The 17,031-nt window shown below is 62.2% G+C and carries 18 protein-coding genes; 7 read left to right on the top strand and 11 right to left on the bottom strand.

Going from position 1 to position 17,031, the window contains the following annotated elements; genetic code table 11:
• The first annotated feature begins 82 nt into the window (after window positions 1-82).
• The 4 genes from DTX69_RS06390 to rfbC are packed head-to-tail and all read left to right on the top strand — an operon-like array spanning window position 83 to window position 3,885.
• A complete protein-coding gene (locus tag DTX69_RS06390; RefSeq protein ID WP_119300675.1) occupies window positions 83-1,165 on the top strand; it encodes an NAD-dependent epimerase/dehydratase family protein in 1,083 nt (360 codons plus the stop codon).
• The gene (gene rfbF, locus DTX69_RS06385; RefSeq protein WP_119300674.1) at window positions 1,162-1,938 is read left to right on the top strand and encodes a glucose-1-phosphate cytidylyltransferase; all 777 of its coding nucleotides are present in this window, start codon (window positions 1,162-1,164) and stop codon (window positions 1,936-1,938) included. The genes DTX69_RS06390 and rfbF overlap by 4 nt, the downstream gene beginning before the upstream one ends.
• A 43-nt stretch (window positions 1,939-1,981) precedes the next feature.
• Window positions 1,982-3,340 carry an NAD(P)H-dependent oxidoreductase gene (locus DTX69_RS06380; protein ID WP_119300673.1) on the top strand — a complete coding sequence of 453 codons (1,359 nt, stop codon included), beginning with the start codon at window positions 1,982-1,984 and terminating at the stop codon, window positions 3,338-3,340.
• Window positions 3,337-3,885 carry a dTDP-4-dehydrorhamnose 3,5-epimerase gene (gene rfbC / locus DTX69_RS06375; RefSeq protein ID WP_119300672.1) on the top strand — a complete coding sequence of 183 codons (549 nt, stop codon included), beginning with the start codon at window positions 3,337-3,339 and terminating at the stop codon, window positions 3,883-3,885. Before DTX69_RS06380 ends, rfbC begins: the two co-directional genes overlap by 4 nt.
• 3 nt (window positions 3,886-3,888) lie before the next feature.
• Here the strand turns inward: rfbC and DTX69_RS06370 are convergent, their stop codons facing one another.
• Window positions 3,889-4,899 (bottom strand): glycosyltransferase family 2 protein, encoded by a 1,011-nt coding sequence (locus DTX69_RS06370; RefSeq protein ID WP_119300671.1) that lies wholly within the window; start codon window positions 4,897-4,899, stop codon window positions 3,889-3,891.
• Between DTX69_RS06370 and DTX69_RS29985 the strand changes: the two genes are divergently transcribed.
• A complete protein-coding gene (locus DTX69_RS29985; RefSeq protein WP_162916748.1) occupies window positions 4,898-5,122 on the top strand; it encodes a hypothetical protein in 225 nt (74 codons plus the stop codon). The genes DTX69_RS06370 and DTX69_RS29985 overlap by 2 nt on opposite strands.
• A gap of 83 nt (window positions 5,123-5,205) precedes the next feature.
• On the opposite strand, the gene DTX69_RS06365 is transcribed toward DTX69_RS29985, so the two are convergent.
• From DTX69_RS06365 to DTX69_RS06320, 10 genes are all read right to left on the bottom strand, one after another.
• Complete coding sequence (locus DTX69_RS06365; RefSeq protein WP_119300783.1) at window positions 5,206-6,288, bottom strand: S1C family serine protease; 1,083 nt, start codon at window positions 6,286-6,288, stop codon at window positions 5,206-5,208.
• Between the two features lie 104 nt (window positions 6,289-6,392).
• Window positions 6,393-7,709, bottom strand: coding sequence for an aspartate aminotransferase family protein (locus tag DTX69_RS06360; RefSeq protein WP_119300670.1), 1,317 nt, complete (start codon window positions 7,707-7,709; stop codon window positions 6,393-6,395).
• 8 nt (window positions 7,710-7,717) lie between these two features.
• Window positions 7,718-8,386, bottom strand: a complete 669-nt coding sequence (locus DTX69_RS06355; protein WP_119300669.1) for a cysteine hydrolase family protein — start codon at window positions 8,384-8,386, stop codon at window positions 7,718-7,720.
• Window positions 8,383-9,411 (bottom strand): branched-chain amino acid ABC transporter permease, encoded by a 1,029-nt coding sequence (locus DTX69_RS06350; protein WP_119300668.1) that lies wholly within the window; start codon window positions 9,409-9,411, stop codon window positions 8,383-8,385. Before DTX69_RS06350 ends, DTX69_RS06355 begins: the two co-directional genes overlap by 4 nt.
• Before the next feature lie 7 nt (window positions 9,412-9,418).
• A complete protein-coding gene (locus tag DTX69_RS06345) occupies window positions 9,419-10,309 on the bottom strand; it encodes a branched-chain amino acid ABC transporter permease (RefSeq protein WP_119300667.1) in 891 nt (296 codons plus the stop codon).
• A 4-nt stretch (window positions 10,310-10,313) separates the two neighbouring features.
• Window positions 10,314-11,021 carry an ABC transporter ATP-binding protein gene (locus tag DTX69_RS06340; RefSeq protein WP_119300666.1) on the bottom strand — a complete coding sequence of 236 codons (708 nt, stop codon included), beginning with the start codon at window positions 11,019-11,021 and terminating at the stop codon, window positions 10,314-10,316.
• On the bottom strand, window positions 11,014-11,748 hold the full coding sequence (locus tag DTX69_RS06335; RefSeq protein WP_119300665.1) for an ABC transporter ATP-binding protein: 735 nt from the start codon (window positions 11,746-11,748) through the stop codon (window positions 11,014-11,016). The genes DTX69_RS06340 and DTX69_RS06335 overlap by 8 nt, the downstream gene beginning before the upstream one ends.
• 56 nt (window positions 11,749-11,804) lie before the next feature.
• The gene (locus DTX69_RS06330; protein WP_119300664.1) at window positions 11,805-12,980 is read right to left on the bottom strand and encodes an ABC transporter substrate-binding protein; all 1,176 of its coding nucleotides are present in this window, start codon (window positions 12,978-12,980) and stop codon (window positions 11,805-11,807) included.
• A gap of 119 nt (window positions 12,981-13,099) precedes the next feature.
• Window positions 13,100-13,756, bottom strand: coding sequence for an isochorismatase family cysteine hydrolase (locus DTX69_RS06325; RefSeq protein WP_119300663.1), 657 nt, complete (start codon window positions 13,754-13,756; stop codon window positions 13,100-13,102).
• On the bottom strand, window positions 13,753-14,559 hold the full coding sequence (locus DTX69_RS06320; RefSeq protein ID WP_119300662.1) for an N-formylglutamate amidohydrolase: 807 nt from the start codon (window positions 14,557-14,559) through the stop codon (window positions 13,753-13,755). The genes DTX69_RS06325 and DTX69_RS06320 overlap by 4 nt, the downstream gene beginning before the upstream one ends.
• Window positions 14,560-14,736: 177 nt before the next feature.
• Here DTX69_RS06320 and DTX69_RS06315 point away from each other — a divergent pair, with 177 nt between their 5' ends.
• Together DTX69_RS06315 and DTX69_RS06310 are read left to right on the top strand one after the other, a co-directional pair.
• Window positions 14,737-15,606, top strand: a complete 870-nt coding sequence (locus DTX69_RS06315; RefSeq protein ID WP_119300661.1) for a MurR/RpiR family transcriptional regulator — start codon at window positions 14,737-14,739, stop codon at window positions 15,604-15,606.
• Window positions 15,596-16,909, top strand: a complete 1,314-nt coding sequence (locus DTX69_RS06310; RefSeq protein WP_119300660.1) for a type I glutamate--ammonia ligase — start codon at window positions 15,596-15,598, stop codon at window positions 16,907-16,909. The genes DTX69_RS06315 and DTX69_RS06310 overlap by 11 nt, the downstream gene beginning before the upstream one ends.
• Window positions 16,910-17,031: the final 122 nt, after the last annotated feature.

Here is a 17,031-nt window from a genome sequence, read left to right as displayed (position 1 = left end):
GTGCCCCTGTCGGATCCGATAGCCGTGCAGAGGGTACACGCTCGTTTGCGGGACACCTGGTCCGCCATGTTGGAGGAGGCGAGTGAGAATCCTAGTCCTAGGCAACATGGGTTATGTCGGGCCGGCGGTCGTGCGCCACCTGCGCGCCCAACATCCCAGTGCCGTGCTTCACGGTTTCGACAACAGTTATTTCGCTCACTGTCTGACCGGCGCCAAGTCGCTTCCCGAACAGTTGCTCGACGAACAGTTCTTCGGAGACGTGCGGTCGATCAGTCCGCGCATGTTCGAGGGTTATTCAGCTGTTGTTCAGCTGGCGGCGATATCGAATGACCCGATGGGCGAGCAATTCGCCCGCGTGACGGCGGACATAAATCGCGCGGCAACCATACTCGCCGCGAAAGCGGCAGCAAGCGCCGGTGTCCGAAACTTCGTGTTTGCTTCGAGCTGCAGCGTGTATGGCGTAGCGGACAGTACACCGAGACGGGAAAGTGATCCACTCGGTCCGGTCACGGCTTATGCCAAATCGAAAGTCGGCGCCGAGGAGGACCTCGGGCGCCTCGACACACGTATGACAATCACGTGTCTGCGGTTTGCCACGGCTTGCGGCATGTCTGATCGGCTGCGGCTCGATCTCGTGTTGAATGACTTCGTCGCCTGCGCGCTTGCACGTGGCGAAATAACGGTCCTGAGCGACGGATCGCCCTGGCGGCCGCTGATTGACGTCGCCGACATGGCGCGCGCGATCGACTGGGCGATCCTGCGATCGCCGGAAGACGGTGGCCGTTACCTGGTTGTCAACACGGGATCCAACGATCGTAACTACCAGGTGCGAGATCTTGCTCGAGCAGTGGCTGAGGCGCTCCCCGGCACCACGATCAACATCAATTCCAAGGCGCCGGTGGACAGTCGGTCATACCGCGTGGACTTCAGTCTGTTCGAGTCCTTGGCCCCCAATTATCGGCCTCAGGTCACGCTTTCTCAGTCCATTTTCCGACTGATCGATGGGCTGCGGGACATGGGATTCAAGGACGGGGAGTTCAGGCAGTCGCAGTTCATGCGCCTGCAGGTTTTGCGGCGGCATATTGAGGAACGGCGGCTCTCTGCGAATCTGGAATGGCTCTCATCACGCGTAACCTCTGGCCTGCCGAAGGAGCTGGTTCAATGAAAGTGGCGCTGTTGGCAGGCGGATTGGGGACGCGGCTGAGCGAGGAGACAATTATTCGTCCCAAGCCGCTGGTGGAGATAGGCGGGCGGCCCATCATGTGGCACATCATGAAGCTCTATGCTCACCATGGATTGAAGGACTTCGTGGTTATCGGGGGCTACAAGGTCCAGATGATCCGCGAGTACTTCATGCGATATCAGATGGACACCACCGATTTCACCATCGACCTCAAGACAGGGCGCGTCGAATGGCTGGGCCAAGTGAAGGAGGATTGGCGCGTGACCGTTGTCGACACCGGCATCAATACCATGACCGGCGGTCGGCTGAAACGAGCGCGGCACCTGCTGTCCGATGGAGCGTTCTGCCTGACCTATGGTGATGGCGTCAGCAATGTCGATATTGGCAAGCTCATCGACACGCATCGGCGGCTGGGGCGGTGGTGCACGTTGACAGCAGTCACGCAGCCTGGGCGCTATGGTGCGCTTCGACTGAATCGAGAGCGCTCACGCGTCGACGGGTTTCGCGAAAAAGGCATCACAGATGGCGGCCTGATCAATGGCGGGTTCTTCGTTTGCGAGCCCGCGATCTTCGATCTGATCGACGGCGACGACACTATCTGGGAGAACGAGCCGATGTCGCGCATGATCGAGGCCGGACAATTGTCGAGCTATCATCACACGGGCTATTGGCAGAGCATGGATTCCTTGCGCGACAAGGAGCTCTTGGAGCGAACCTGGAAAGAGGGGCCGCCTTGGAAGGTGTGGTCGGATTGAAGAGTGCTGCCATGGGCGGGCGCCGCCAGCCGTCGAGCTTCCAATGATCATCGTCGACACTGCATTGCGACGCCGTGAGGCGGAAGGCCGGCCGATCAAGGTGGGCATGGTCGGAGCCGGATTCCAGGGGAAGGGCATTGCGCTCCAGATCCTGGATTCGACGTCCGGAATGGAGCTTTGCGCGATCGCTTGCCGGCGATTGGAGCAGGCAGTCGATGCCTTCCGCCAGGCTGGTCGCGAAGCAATCGTCTGCGATGCGCAAGCAGCACTGGAAGACGCTATCTCAGCCGGCCGGCCGGCGGTCACCGAAGATGCGCTGGCTCTCGCCACGGCTGCCGGGCTGGACGCCATCATCGAGGTCACAGGCTCCGTCGAATACGCGGCTCAGGCAGTTCTGGCCGCCATCAATGCAGGCAAACATGTCGTGCACATGAATGCGGAGCTGGATGGAACAGTCGGTCCGATACTGAAGGTGAAAGCGGACCATGCCGGCGTCATCTACACCTTCTCGGACGGAGATCAGCCCGGCGTACAGATGAATCTCTACCGCTTCGTCGCCGGGCTGGGATTGAAGCCGGTCCTCTGCGGAAACATCAAGGGATTGCACGATCCCTATCGCAATCCGACGACGCAGGAAGCCTTTGCCTGGAAATGGGGGCAAAAGCCGGCAATGGTGGCGTCGTTCGCGGATGGCACGAAGATCTCCTTTGAACAGGCAATCGTGGCAAACGGCACCGGGATGCGGGTTGCGAAGCGCGGAATGATCGGTCCCGACTTCTCGGGCGGCGATCCCGATGCGCCACTGACGCCGATAGAAATGACGGTCTCGAAATTCCTGCCCTACCTGGATCCGGCTGGGCCGGGCCTGGTCGATTATGTGGTCGGGGCGCGGCCCGGGCCCGGGGTGTTCGTGCTGGGCGCGACCGACCATCCGGTGCAGAAGCATTACCTAAATCTCTACAAGCTTGGCACAGGTCCGTACTATTGCTTCTACACGCCGTACCACCTGTGTCACTTCGAGGTTCCAACTTCGGTCGCGCGCGCCGTGCTCTTCGATGACGCAACCCTTGCGCCAGCCGGTCCGCCAACGGTTGGAGTAATCGCAACTGCAAAGAAGGACCTCGCCGCCGGCGAGCTGATCGAAGAGTTTGGCGGGTATCAGGTCTACGGCGTCGCGGAGAACATGGATGCTATCCGTCGGGAACAGCTGTTACCGATTGGGTTAAGCCTCGGCTGTCGGCTGGCGCGTTCTATTGCCAAGGATGCCGTCCTGACGGTCGAGGACGTCGTGCGTCCGCCCGACCGGCTTGTCGATTCTCTTTACGCGGAGCAGGAGCGGTATTTTTGCGGCAGCAGATCCAGTTCCTCACCAGATTTGAGCAGAGAGATGGGCGGGGCATGATCTTTCACAAGACCAGTCTGCAGGATGCGTATCTGATCGAGCTCGAGAAGAAGGGCGACGATCGCGGCTTCTTCGCGCGCACCATGTGTCGGGAGGAATTTGCCGCTCATGGCCTGGACACCGACTATGTTCAGCAGAACACGTCGTTTTCCGCTCACAAGGGGACACTTCGGGGAATGCACTATCAGCTACCGCCCTATACCGAGGCCAAGCTGGTTCGCTGCATCGCCGGCGCGATCGTCGATGTCATTGTCGATCTGCGGCGGCAGTCGCCGACATTCATGAAGCACGAGCGGTTTGAGCTGAACGACCGAAATCGCCTGCAACTGTACGTGCCGCGGGGCTTTGCGCATGCATTTCAGACGGTGAGCGACGATGCCGAAGTGAGTTACCTTGTTTCGGCGCCGTACACGCCTTCGGCCGAGCGCGGTGTGCGATACAGCGATCCGAGGCTCGGCATCACGTGGCCGCTGCCCGTGACCGTCATCTCGAACAAGGATGCGTCCTGGCCGTTGCTGCAGGAAGGGGCAGGGGCACCTTTCTGAGAGCTAAGTGGAGGGTCCCGCAGACCGGCGGAGCGACTCCAACCCCCTTGGCAAGACAGCGGCAGCCGCCCGGTCGCTCTTGATTGCGACACCAAGCTGCTCCGGCGCGGTATCTGCCGTTTCGATCGGTGGCCTGAACCACAGGCTCTCGAGAATGCCGGTCACGACAATCCGGGCTCTCTTGAGGTCGCGCTTCCCAAGCAATGTAAAAAGCATTTGAAGCTGCCGGATCGCATACCGGACATAATCAAACTTAGTGCTGTAGACGCGCGCTATGTACAAGTGATTTCGAATGTAGTGGCGGTGGTATTTCAGCCTGGTGTCATTGGTTTCCGTCAGGATGTTGACGGTACCGCTCACCTGCCGCAGATGCACGACCTTGCTTTCCGACACCAGAAAGCCGGGGCATTTGCCGGTAATCCGCAACGTGTACTCGGAATCCTCACCCCAGATGAACATCGGCGCGAGAGGCAATCCGTATGCAGCGATTGTGGAGCGCGGGAGAAGGATTGAGACGAACGTTGCCCGTGTCACCGGCACAAGCCTTCGTTCCAAGAACAAGGGCCAATTCTCATATCCTCTGTCGCTCGGCCGCGTGTCGACCTTCGGGACGTTCGTTACGCGGCCATCTTCGGTCCACGCCGTTGATAGGACGAAGGCGCGTTCCACGCTCTTGTCCGCGAGGTATTGATCGGCTTCGATCAGCTTGGCCAATGCATCTTTGTCGGGCAAGACGTCGTCGTCCATCAGCCAAACGAAATCGGCACCGGCCTGATAGGCCACGCGAATGGCGACATTGAATCCGCCGGATGCCCCGACGTTCCGCGAGAGCGTGTGAACCTCCACACGTCCGGCCCACTCGTCGCGGAGCATCTGCGACGTGCCGTCGGAGCTGCAATTGTCGATGACGACCACGCGATCACATGCGCGGGACTGCGTGAAGATGCAATCGAGGCACCGCCGAAGCAGTTCTTTACGATTGAACGTCAGGACGACTGCAAAGACACTGGCCATGCTGCAATCCTTCCACGGTATCGCTATCTGCGAAGGCCCTCTCCGCAAGGAAAATTGCGACGGCTCTCAGCCATGCGCGCCGGAACAAGTATCCCCAAAATATCACTGCTTCCGGTATATTGATTGGCAACTCTACAACAGAGCGTTGCGCAGCGCCACCAATATCATGATGACCAACGCATCGGCGCGCGTTAACTTCGTCGTCATTACGATTGCTGCATAATGGCTCTGCTCTTTCATGTCATCACTATGTCACGGCTTGCTCCACCACTCTCGCTTCGTGCTCTAGGCCAATGCCACTTGCAGTCACTGGCCGACGTCGACGACCGAGACGTCGAGGGTGCGGCGGTTTCCATCGCGCAGCACCGTCAATTCGACTGAGCCGCCAAGCCCCACGCTTTCAAGCCTTTCCGTCAGGTCCGACAACCGGCGCACCGGCTTGTCATCGGCCTCGATGATCACGTCTCCGACTGCGCCGGTGGATGGATCGATGCCGGACAGGCCCGCGCGGTCTGCTGGCGATCCCGGCACCACGTCTGCGACGATCACACCGTTGACGCCGAGCTGTGCAGCGATGGCCTCGTCCGCGGCCAGAATGCCGACGCCGGGCGTCGGCACGCGCCCGCTTCGGATCAGTTCCGGGACAATGCGGTTCACCACGTCGATCGGAATCGCGAAACCGATGCCGACATTGGCGCCCGACGGTGAAAAGATAGCGGTATTCACGCCAATCAGGCGGCCTGCCGAATCCAGGAGTGGGCCACCCGAGTTGCCGGGGTTGATCGCGGCGTCGGTCTGGATCACGTCGGCGATCTCGCGCCCACCGCTAGTCGGCAGGCGTCGCTTCAATGCGCTGATCACGCCCGTGGTCAGTGTCTGCTCGAGGCCGAATGGGTTGCCGATCGCGAATGCCGCCTGCCCGATGCTGAGATTGCCGGATCGCCCAACCAAAATCGGAGCCGGTAGGCTCTGCGGCCGGTCAAGCCGCAGGACAGCGAGATCGTAGTTCGCGGCTGCGCCAACGCGCTTCGCGCGCACGACCTCTCCAGAAGCGAGCCGGACCGCGATCGCGCCTTCGCCGCTCGCGACGTGCGCGTTGGTGACGATGTGCCCTGCCTTATCCCAGACGAAACCAGTGCCCGATTGCGCCGCGCCCGGGTCGCCGCGCAGGCCGCCTGGCACCTGGACGACGACATGTACGACCGAGGGGCTCACCGTCTCGAAGATCTGCTTGGCGGTCTGCTCGAACTCGGCGAGGGTTCCGCGCGGCGTGATCGCGCGCGGTTCCGTGGCCGCGAACAGGAGACGATCCACGTACGGCCGCGTGATATTGATCGCCAGCAGAACGGTTAGCGCGATCAGCAGCACAGTTGTCAGACGGCTTCGCATGTCCGGTTCCTTCGGAAACACGAACTGAGAACGGCTGCAGGGGTAATTTGCTCCCGCGGGGACGGACAGCAGCCCAGCCGAGTGCCATCAGGCAGATAGCGAGGCTACCAGCCAGCGAAGGCGGCGAGTGCAGAACGGTCCACCCGTCCGGCCGCCACGTCGCAAATCGCCTGGTCGAGCAGAGCCACGCCCTCATCGGCCTGCTCCTTGGTCAAGGTCAGCGGCGGCGTGAACTCCAGAACGTTGGAATTGATGCCGACGTAGTAGAGCACGAGGCCGAGTTCGAACGCGCGGTAGACGATGAGCGCGGCCTCTGTTTTCGCCGGCTCCTTGTTCGCGCGGTCGACAACCAGTTCGACGCCGATCGACAATCCTCGGCCGCGGGCATCGCCGATGATGGCGTGCTTGTCCTTCAATCTCAACAGTCGCTCCAGCAGATGCCGACCAACTGTTGCCGCGTTCTCGGTCAGTCGCTCACGCTCGATCGTCTGCAGGACTGCAAGGCCGGCGGCGGCGCAGACCGGGTTGCCGTGTACGGTCTGAAAGGAGAAGGCCGGCTTGTGATCCATGATCGCTTCAGGGCCGACTGCAGCGGAGACTGGCAAGCCACCGCCCAGTCCCTTTCCGAAGATGATGACATCGGGCTCGATACCCAACTGCTCGAACGCATGCAGGGATCCAGTGCGACCGAGACCGACCTTCACCTCGTCGGCAACGAGCAGGATTCCGTGACGCCGGCAGATTTCTTCGACTTTCTCGAAATAGCCAGCGGGCGGTACCACCATGCCCCCATCGGACTGGATCGGTTCGAGGAACAAGGCCGCGACGTCCTGCGGCGGCACCGGACCCGAGAGCAGGCTTTCGAGCTGCGTGATGGCAGAATTGGCAGCGGCCTCCTCGCCGCCATCGCGATACGGATCCGGGTAGGGGATGAGTGCCAAGCCGGGCGCCTTCGGCACGCCTTCCTGCACGGGGTGACCTGACACCGCCATCGATCCAACGCTGCCACCGTGATAGGCACCCTTGAAGGAGATGATGCGCGGCCGGCCGGTTGCCGCTACCACGGCGCGCGCCACGGTCTCGCTGGCATCCGATCCCGAATGGCCGAGCCACACGCGGCCTGTCGCGCGCTTGGGGGCGATCGATAGCAGCTTCTCCGCGAGTTCGACTGCCGGCAAGTTGGCACTGGAGAGGTGACTGGCGCCGGCCTGGCTCTCCAGAGCCCGCGTGACTGCATCCCGGAGCGCCGGATGCGAATGGCCCAAGCTGGCGGCACCCCACGATGCGGAGAAGTCGAGCAGCCTGCGGCCATCGTCGCCGATGAGGTGGGCGCCATCCCCGCCGATCACGGCCTGCGGGAAGAACCGCAGGAAGGACATGCGTGACAACGCTTTGGCGTCGCGATCATAGAGGCCGGCCATCGCTCACCTCACGCAAAAAAGCCCAGCACCTCATCAAGTTGAACAACATGGCAATAGATCATGTTGATGACCTCCAGCTCATGCCGGTGAAGCGCATCTGTGGCAGCCGCGCAGCAATCCTCGACCACCACCACGCCGTAGCTTTCGTCGGCCAGGCTGCGCACCGTGGAGGACACGCACTGGTCGGTGAAAATGCCGGCGCAGATCACGTCCTTGATACCCATGTTGTGGAGGATGAGGCGCAGATTCGTCCCAGTCAGCGCGCTATCGGTGGTCTTCAACACCACGATCTCGTCGGCCTGCGGCGCGAGATCAGACACGATCTGCCCGTCCGCGCGATCCCTGGGCAACAGCAGATAGTTGAATCCAGGCTTCTTCTGGCTCAGCGACCGGTCACGGCCATCGTTCTTCAGGCAAGCGATGCGCGCGAAGATAACCTCCACGCCCCGCTTGCGGCACGCGGCGATCAACTTGGCCGTATTGGGTATCAGGATCTCGCGCATGCGGCGGTAGAAGGGTTGCCAGCGCGCGGTCTCTTCCGGCGTGTCCTTGTCCTCCAGATACGTGTTCTGGATATCAATGACCAGGAGTGCAGTCGTTGCGGGATCCAGCCTGATGTCCGCGGGCTCCTCGGCATTGGCGTAGTAGAAGGAACGATAGGAAGTCTTCCAGCTCATCCGCTCTTCTCCGGTCTTCCAAAGCGGCGCGCCAGCAGGGCGCCGATCTCCCGTGTCGGGAACAGGCCGCCCGGCCGCAGCACCAGTATCGCCATCATGGCAAGGGCCAGAACGATCTCGGTCAGGCCGATCACCGGCTGGCTGGAGACCTTGGCCTCGTTCAGCAGCCCTTCAATGCCACGCAGCGATTCATAGGCGGCCGTCACGATGAAGGTGCCGATGACCGCGCCCGTCACCGTGTTCGCGCCGCCGATCACCAACATCGAGAGGATGAGGAAGGTTTCCTTGAGATAGAAGGCGCGCGGCGAGAACGAGGTGATGAAGTGCCCCCACAACGCGCCGCCGATGCCGGTAAAAAGCGCGGCCAGGATAAAGGCGCGCCAGCGCAACTGCGGGATGCGCGCCCCGACGGCCGCCGCGGCGCGCTCGTCGTCGCGGCTGGCGCGCAGAAGCTTGCCGGTGCGGGATTCCTTGAAGGCAAGGGCGGTGACAAGGGCGAGGAGCGCCACCAGCGCAGCAAGCTTGACGTCGGTCGCCTTGGGAACACCGAACAGAGTCCGCGGGCCGTTGGTCAGCGCGCTCCAGTGGGTCATGACCGTATGGAGCACGACCAGGAGGGCGAAAGAGGTGATGACTGCCGCTGCGTCGGATAGGCGCATCAGCGGATAGGAGACGATCGCCGCCACCAACGCGGCAACCAGGCCGCTGACTGCGATGGCGATATAGGGCGATAGCTGCACGTCTTTGAGGAAGGGATACAGATCCGGTAGCGCCATTCCCTTCATCATGGTGGGAATGGTGAGCAAAGCACTGGCATACGCGCCGATGCCCATGAAGCCTATGTGCGCGAACGACAGGATGCCGGAATTTCCCATGAAGACCTGCAGGCCCAGAACCAGCGTGAGCGAGATGCAGAGGTTCGTGGCAACGCGATCATAGAGTCGGATGCCGACAACCTGGCTCGCCACCACGGCCAGCAGGATCAATCCGCCCAGGATGAAAAAGGTGAGCAGGTTGCGCTTCATCTTGTTCTCATGTCCGTTGGCCGGTCGCCGGGCCGCGCATCAGGCCTTCCGGACGCCACAGCAGGATCAGGATGACCAGGCTGAAGGTGAAAGCGTCGCGGAACTTCAGCAACTCCTGCGGCAGCGTGTAGTTCAGACTGGTGTCGATGAAGGCCAGCACGAAACCGCCGATGACCGCGCCGGTGAGGCTCCGCATGCCGCCGATGATAGTCGCGATGAACGCCACCAGCAGCGGCTCCAGCCCGATGCCGGGAACCACGGTTCCGATCCTGCCCATCCATAGCAGGCCCACCACGCCGGCAATGAAGCCGGAAATCGCGAAGGCGGAGGAGATGATGAGGTTCGCCGGCACTCCCAGCATGCGCGCCATGGTGAAGTTGGTCGCGGCCGCGCGCATGGCAATGCCGAGTACCGTGCGGCGCATGAGGAACGCGAACAATGCGAGCAGGATCACGGCTGCGGCAATGGTGAGAAGATTCCGCATCGGCGTGATGGCGCCGCCGATCTCGACGGTGCGGGAGAAGATCTCCGGCAGCGGAATGACCCGTGGGCGCGGCGAGATGAAGAGCAACGCCGCGTTCTGCAGCAGGGTCGAGAAGGCAAAGGAGGTGATGAGCACCGCCGTCACCGACTTCGCCCGCACTGGCCTGAACGCGATGTAGTCGGTTGCGATGCCGGTCACCACCGCCATCGCAACGGCCGCTGCCGCCATCACGAACCACGGCAGCGCGGATCCGCTGATCAGGAACAACGTGTAGCCCGTGACCATGATCAGCTCGCCGTAGGCGAAGTTCACCAGGCGCAGGATGCCGTAGACAATGACGAGCCCGAGCGCCATGAGCGCATAGGCGCCGCCTAGGCTGAGCACGTTGATCAAGAACTGGATTGCGAAGGTCATGGCCTCAGCCTCCCAGATACAGCGCGTCGATATCGGTCGCGGCACTGATCTCCGCTGCGGTGCCGGCCGCCGCAACCTTGCCAAGCCGCATCACATAGGCACGGTCGGCGACGGCAAGCGCTTCCGTGACATTCTGCTCCACCAGCAGAATGGTGACGCCTGTTTGCTTGAGCTTCGCGATCAACTCGAATATCTGGTCGACGATTACCGGTGCCAGGCCCAGGGACGGCTCATCGAGCAGCAGCACCTTCGGCCGCGACATCATGGCGCGCGCGATGACCAGCATCTGCTGCTCGCCACCGGAGAGGGTTCCCGCCGGCTGGCTCAGACGCTCCGCCAGGCGCGGGAATAGCTCGAACATCCGCTCGCGATCGGCATTGACGCCGGATCTGTCTGCGCGGCGGGTGTAGCTGCCGAGCCTCAGGTTCTCGTCCACCGTCAGATCGGGGAAAACGTCGCGGGTCTCTGGCACTGTGGCCACGCCTTTGCGCACCATGATCTCCGGCTTTGCGGACGTGACGTTCTCTCCATCCAGGCGAATGGAACCACCGGCCGACTTCAACGCGCCCGCAATGCATCGCAGGGTCGAAGACTTGCCGGCGCCATTGGCGCCGAGCAAAGTGACCAGTTCGCCGCTGGATACCGAAAAGGAGATGCCGCGCACCGCCCGGATCGCGCCATACCGCACCTCCAGATCCGTCACCTCAAGCATGCGCGGCTTTCGCTCCGAGATAGGCTTCGATCACAGCCGGGTCGCGGCGGATCTCGTCGGCCTTGCCGGCTGCGATGGTGCGGCCGGAAGCCAGAACGTGCAGCCGATGGCACAGCCGCATGATCAGGCTCATGTCATGATCGATGATCAACAGGCCAAGCTTGCGATCGCGTGGGATCCTCGAGAGGGTATGGAGAAGGGCGTCGGTCTCGGCTTCGTTCATGCCGGCCGCCGGCTCGTCGAGCAGGAGGAAGGACGGATCCGCGGCCAAAGCGCGCGCGATCTCCACCCGGCGCTTGTCGCCATAACTGAGCGCGCCTCCCAGTTCCTCGGCCCTGTTCGACAGGCCAAATTCATCAAGCAGGCGTTCGCTCTTGCCGCGTGCAACGCGCAGGCTGTCGCCGTGGGCAAGGGAAGCGCTCTCGATGTTCTCGATCACGGTCAGGTTGTTGAACAGTCGCACGATCTGGAAGGAACGGCTGATTCCTTTGAGAGCGATCTTCCAGGGTGGCAGAGACGTGATTGCCTCTTCGCGCAGCGAGACGCTGCCGTGGACTAGGGGCACTTCGCCGGTGATCGCGTTGACCAACGTCGTCTTGCCGGAACCGTTGGGGCCGATGAGGCCGACGATCTCCTCCGGATCAACGGTTAGCGTGACGTCATCCAGGGCGCGCAGCCCGGAGAACTCGACCGAGATGTTAACTGCCTTCAGCGACGAACTGGCCATGAAAGTTCCGCAAAGAGAAGCGCCGGGACCGGGCGGGTCCCGGCGCTATCGCACAATCAGGGAGCCGGCAGCGTCTCCGGCTTGCGCCAGCCGAGGAAGGTCGGCTTGCCGCCCTTCAGCTCGACCATCACCGCGGCCTTGTTCGGAACGTGGCCTTCTTCCGCCGTGCCGTAGTCGAGTTCTCCGGTGAGCAGCTTGAAATGGCCGTCTTCGAGCGCCTTGGCCACGGCAGCGCCCTCGGTCGTGCCAGCCGCCTTGATGGCCTCAGCCATCAGCATGACAGTGTCCCATCCGGTGGCGACGAACGCCGTATCGGGCTCCTGCCCGTGCATGTCGACGTAGAGATCGATGAACTTCTGCATGTCCGGATGTGCTTCCGGCGTCATGAAGGTATGTGTGACGAAATACACCTCATTCCCATGGGCCTCTCCCAGCGCAGCATGCAGGGCGGGATCGTCGTAAGCGTCGCCGCCTAGTACCGGTGCATCGTACCCCACCTCGCGCAAAGCCCGGGTGATAAACGCGATATCCTGGCCGTACGAGGAGATGAACATCACGTCGGGCTTCTTGCCGAGCGCCTTCAGGCGCGCGAGCTGTGCGGAGAAGTCGTTGTCACCGTTGGTGTAGGTGTCCTCGAGGATGATCTCGCCACCATTCGCCTTGAACTGGGCGATGAAGTACTTGGACAGCGACTTGGTGTAGGCGATGAACTGGTCGGTGACGACATAGGCCGTTTTCCAGCCCTTCTCCTTCAACGCAAAGTCGGCCGCCGTCGCTCCCATCGTGGTGTTCCACATGGAGAGTGTGAACTGCTTGTCGCCGAGGGACCAGGAGGAATAGAGCGGGTCGGAGGCGCAGGCGGAGATGCCGACCAGGCCGGCCTCCTGTGCCTCACGGCTCGCCGGGCCGCCGAAGTCGAAATCGCACGGCGTCATGATGATGTCGGCACCCTTGTCGATCAGCTCGACTGCGGCATTGCCGACCGTAACCGGATCGGACTTGCCGTCCACATTGATGAACTGGACCTTTTTGCCCAGCAATCCGCCGTTGTCGTTGATATATTTGACTGCGACCTGGGCGCCCATAACACCCGGGGTGTCGAGCGGTGCCTGCACGCCAGTCTGGCACATGGCCCCGCCGATGATGATGGTGTCGTCCTGCGCCTCTGCAGCGCTTGCGAAGACGAGCGCAGCGATCGCTGCGCTCGATATGCTCTGGATCGATCGTCTCATGTCAGTCCCCTTGCTTCTGAGCAACTCATCCGCGGCGGCCTTGCCCTGAAACTCTCACCCGATTTGCGGACAACGGCCCTCCGCGGTACTGGCAGGCACGGTGCTCATGCAATGCCTGCTCAATTCCGTTTCTCGATCTCGGCGATCAGCGCATCGGTCTTGACCTGCCGGCAATAACCCTTGATCGCGCGGAGTGTGTTCTGGTGGCGCTCCTCGCTCATCGTCGCGCAGGCGTCCGGGACGAGCGTCACGAGGTAGCCGAGATCACACGCATCGCGAACCGCCGATTCCACGCACTGATCCGTCAGGACGCCCACGAGCACCAGCTGCTTCACGCCGAGATTGCGCAGGAGGTAGTCGATGTGGGTCGACACGAACACGCTGGACGAGCCCTTGGGCAGAACGATCTCGTCCTCGCCTGGCGCGATCTCGTCGATCACCTTGCCATCCCAGGACCCTTTGGGAACGTTGAAACCCGTGATCTTATAGTCCAGGCTGCGATCGCGGCCGTCCTTGGTCAAGCTCTCGATCGTCGTATACAGCACTTCGATGCCGGCGGCGCGGAACGCCTTCTGCAGCCGCTGCATGTTAGGAATCGCAGCCGATCTCAAACGTTCGAAATAGTAGCCGAACTTGCCCGTGATCTCGGACTCCGGCACGTCTTTGAACTCGCCGCCGTCGCGCCGGCAGGAGAAGTTCTGCACATCGATGAAAAGCAGGGCCGAAGATTTCGGTTCAAGCGGTACTTCGCGTGTGGTCAGGTGATCGGTGTTCATCGGGGAAACTCTTCCATGTCAGCGGTTGCTGCGGTGGTTAGGCTGCCCGCAATCAGGCGGGACCAGCGCTCCTGGCCTGAGTAATCGGCGATGACGTCGTTCCGGACTTCGAGCAGCAAGTGCGGAAGGCCGCGCCTCTCGCCATGCACCGGAATCGTATAGTCGGTGCGATCGTCGACCACGTAAGGCTCGTTGTGGGCGCACGAAATCCCAGGATGAGTCGTCTGGAAGATCGCTATGAAGCGCTGCGCGAGGCGCGGGTCGCGGTTCGACAAAGCGCCCACCAACCAGGGTCGCGGTGCGCCATTCGTGAGATGCGGGGTGAAGCTGTGGATCGAAACTAGGATCGTCAGCGTAGCCGCGTTCGCGCGCTGATCGAGCAGCTTGGTGACCGCACGGTGAAAGGGCTGATGAATCGCTTCGAAGCGCTGCCGCCGGTCGTGCTCGGTCAGGTTCTCATTGACGGGCACCCTCGTTCCGTCGCTCACCGCCGGAATGCAATCGGGCGCATCGAACGGCCGGTTGCAGTCGACCACCAGCCGGCTGAAGCGCTGCAGGATCAATGGCGCGTCGAGAATAGTCGATAGTTTTCGCGCCAGCCCCTCCGCGCCGATGTCGTAGGCGATGTGGCGGTCCATCTCGGTGGCGGCGATGCCGAGGTCTCGCAATCGCGACGGCACGTGGCGGCCCGCATGCTCGCACGTCAGCACGAAAACGGAGCGGCCGTCAGGGTTCACGACCTCGACCGGCGCGGGGTCGCGCTCCGACAACAGCGGCGCACTGTGCTCGAGAGACTGCAACATCTGTCCCAGACTGCCTCGGGCGTTCCCCTCGTTCGGCCTTTCGGAACTGCCCACATGACTCAAAGAAACTTTCTGATCATTGTCAATGTTGTTTTTCGGTTTGACTAATTTTTTTCACGGCCTAATCATCCTGTCCTGCAAACCCATTCACGAGCATCGCCGGCTGTGACTGCGTCAATGACGGTGCGCGAGACCATCAGGCAGGAAGCCCCGAACCTGACTGCCAGCGAGCGCAAGGTCGCCAATGCGATCCTGGCCGACTATCCGTTCGGCGGGTTGCAGCCCATCCTCGAGCTCGCCGGCCGAACCGGCGTCAGCGCGCCCTCGATCACCCGCTTCGTCAGCAAGATCGGATTCGCCGGCTACCAGGAGTTCCAGCGCCAGTTGATCGGCGAGCTGCGCGAGGGTCGGCGGTCGCCGCTTGATTTGAAGGCCACGGAGCAGCTGGGCGACGGGGGCGAGTTCCTGAATGACTATGCGCACCGCCTCGCCGCGCGCCTGCACGAAATGGCGGACAGTGTTTCGCAGACACAGTTCGAGCACGTGCTCAAGCTGGTCGCCGATCCGACGCGCAATATCTTCCTGCTGGGTGGCCGGATCAGCGACGGCATTGCCGCCTTCCTCGCCATCCACCTGACGCAGATCCGACCCAAGGTGTCGCATCTGCCGTCAAACCCGGAGCATTGGCCCGAGCATGTCCTGCGCATGCGCAAGCAGGACGTGCTTATCCTGTTCGATTTCCGGCGCTATCAGGCGGATCTTGCACGGCTCGCGCAGATCGTGGCGACGAAGCGCCAGTCGACCATTGTGCTGGTGACCGACAAATGGATGTCGTCGATCGCGCGGCACAGCGATATCGTGATCGCGCTTCCGATCGAGAGCGGCACGGCGTGGGACACTGTGGTGTGCGCCATCGCCTTCGTGGAGGCGCTCATCGTAAAGGTATCGGAAGAGAACTGGTCGGCAACGCGCAAGCGGCTGGAGGATTGGGACCAGCTGCGCCTAGCGCCGCCCGGCAGCAATAACGGGGAGAGAGATGATACGTGAGGAGATGATCGTCGCCTGCTGCACGGACCTCGCCGGCAAGGTCCGCGGCAAGGCCTTTCCGGCCCGCCAGTTCGACCTACGCAAGAAACGCGGCGTCGGATGGACGCCGACCAACGTCCAGATCACTTGCTTCGATGCCATCGCCGAGAGCCCGTTCGGCGCGCTTGGCGACCTCGTGCTGATTCCGGACGAAAAGGCGCGCGTGCGCGTCGTGCTCGAAGATGGCGGGGACGCCGAGCATTTCGCGCTCGGCGACATCAAGCACACGGACGGCAGGCCATGGGAGTTCTGCACCCGCTCCATCCTCAAGTCGGCACTCGAACGACTTGAGCGCCTGACCGGGCTGACGCTCTACGGCGCGTTCGAGCACGAGTTCCAGTTCCGGGATGGGCCGAGCCGGCTGGGTGATGCCTATACCTCTGACGGGTTCCGAAGAGGGCGGGACTTTGCAGAGACGCTGCTTGCGGCGATGCGCAACGCCGGCCTGGAGCCCGACACCTTTATGAAGGAGTTCGGTGCCAGCCAATATGAGGCGACGATCGGACCGGTGCGCGGTGTCGCGATCGCCGATCAGGCCACCATCCTGCGTGAATTGGTGCGGCTGGTGGGCGAAAGACTAGAGCGGCCGGTGACCTTCACGCCGATCCGCGATCCCGCCAGCGTCGGGAACGGCGTGCACATCCATCTCAGCTTCCTCGATCGCACTGGCAAGCCTGCGACCTACGACCCGAAGGGGCCATATGGCCTCGGCAGCCACGCGGGCCAGTTCATCGCCGGAATCCTCAAATATCTCGACGCGATCATCGCCATCACCGCGCCGAGCGTGGTCTCCTATCTCCGCCTGACACCGCATCGCTGGAGTGCTGCTTTCAACAATCTCGGCTTCCGCGACCGCGAGGCGTCGGTGCGCATCTGTCCTGTCTCCGATCTCAGCGACATCGCCAAGGCCGCGCAGTTCAATTTCGAGTTCCGCGCTGCCGACGCAGCCGCCAGCCCGCATCTGCAGCTCGCCGCGATTGTTCACGCCGGCGCGCAAGGAATCGAAGAGGGGCTATCGGTGCCACAAGCGACCGAAGAGGATCTCTCGCTTCTGGATGCCGCGGCATTGCGTGCACGCGGCTATGTTCGCCTGCCGCAAGGCTTGGAGGAGGCACTCGATCGCTTCCGGACCAACGCTGTCGTCACGGGCTGGTTTCCCAGCGGATTCGCTGACGTCTATGTCAAGCACAAGAGGGGCGAGCAGGCCTATCTTGGCGAACGTAACCAGACGGAAATCTGCGGACTGTACGAGCAGGTCTACTGAACCGATGCTCTCGGCTGCACGCGAACTGGCCCCAGCAACGGGAGCAGCTACGCGAAGAAGCGGATAAGATCTGATCTCCCTGCAGGCCGCTGACCACTCTCATCGTTGGTGTGCAAATGGAC

The organism is Dongia deserti (assembly GCF_003574735.1).
GTDB classification, from domain to species: Bacteria; Pseudomonadota; Alphaproteobacteria; order Dongiales; family Dongiaceae; genus Dongia_A; species Dongia_A deserti.
Note: the sequence above shows the minus strand (reverse complement) of the source record. Positions and strands in the feature narration are given on the sequence as shown.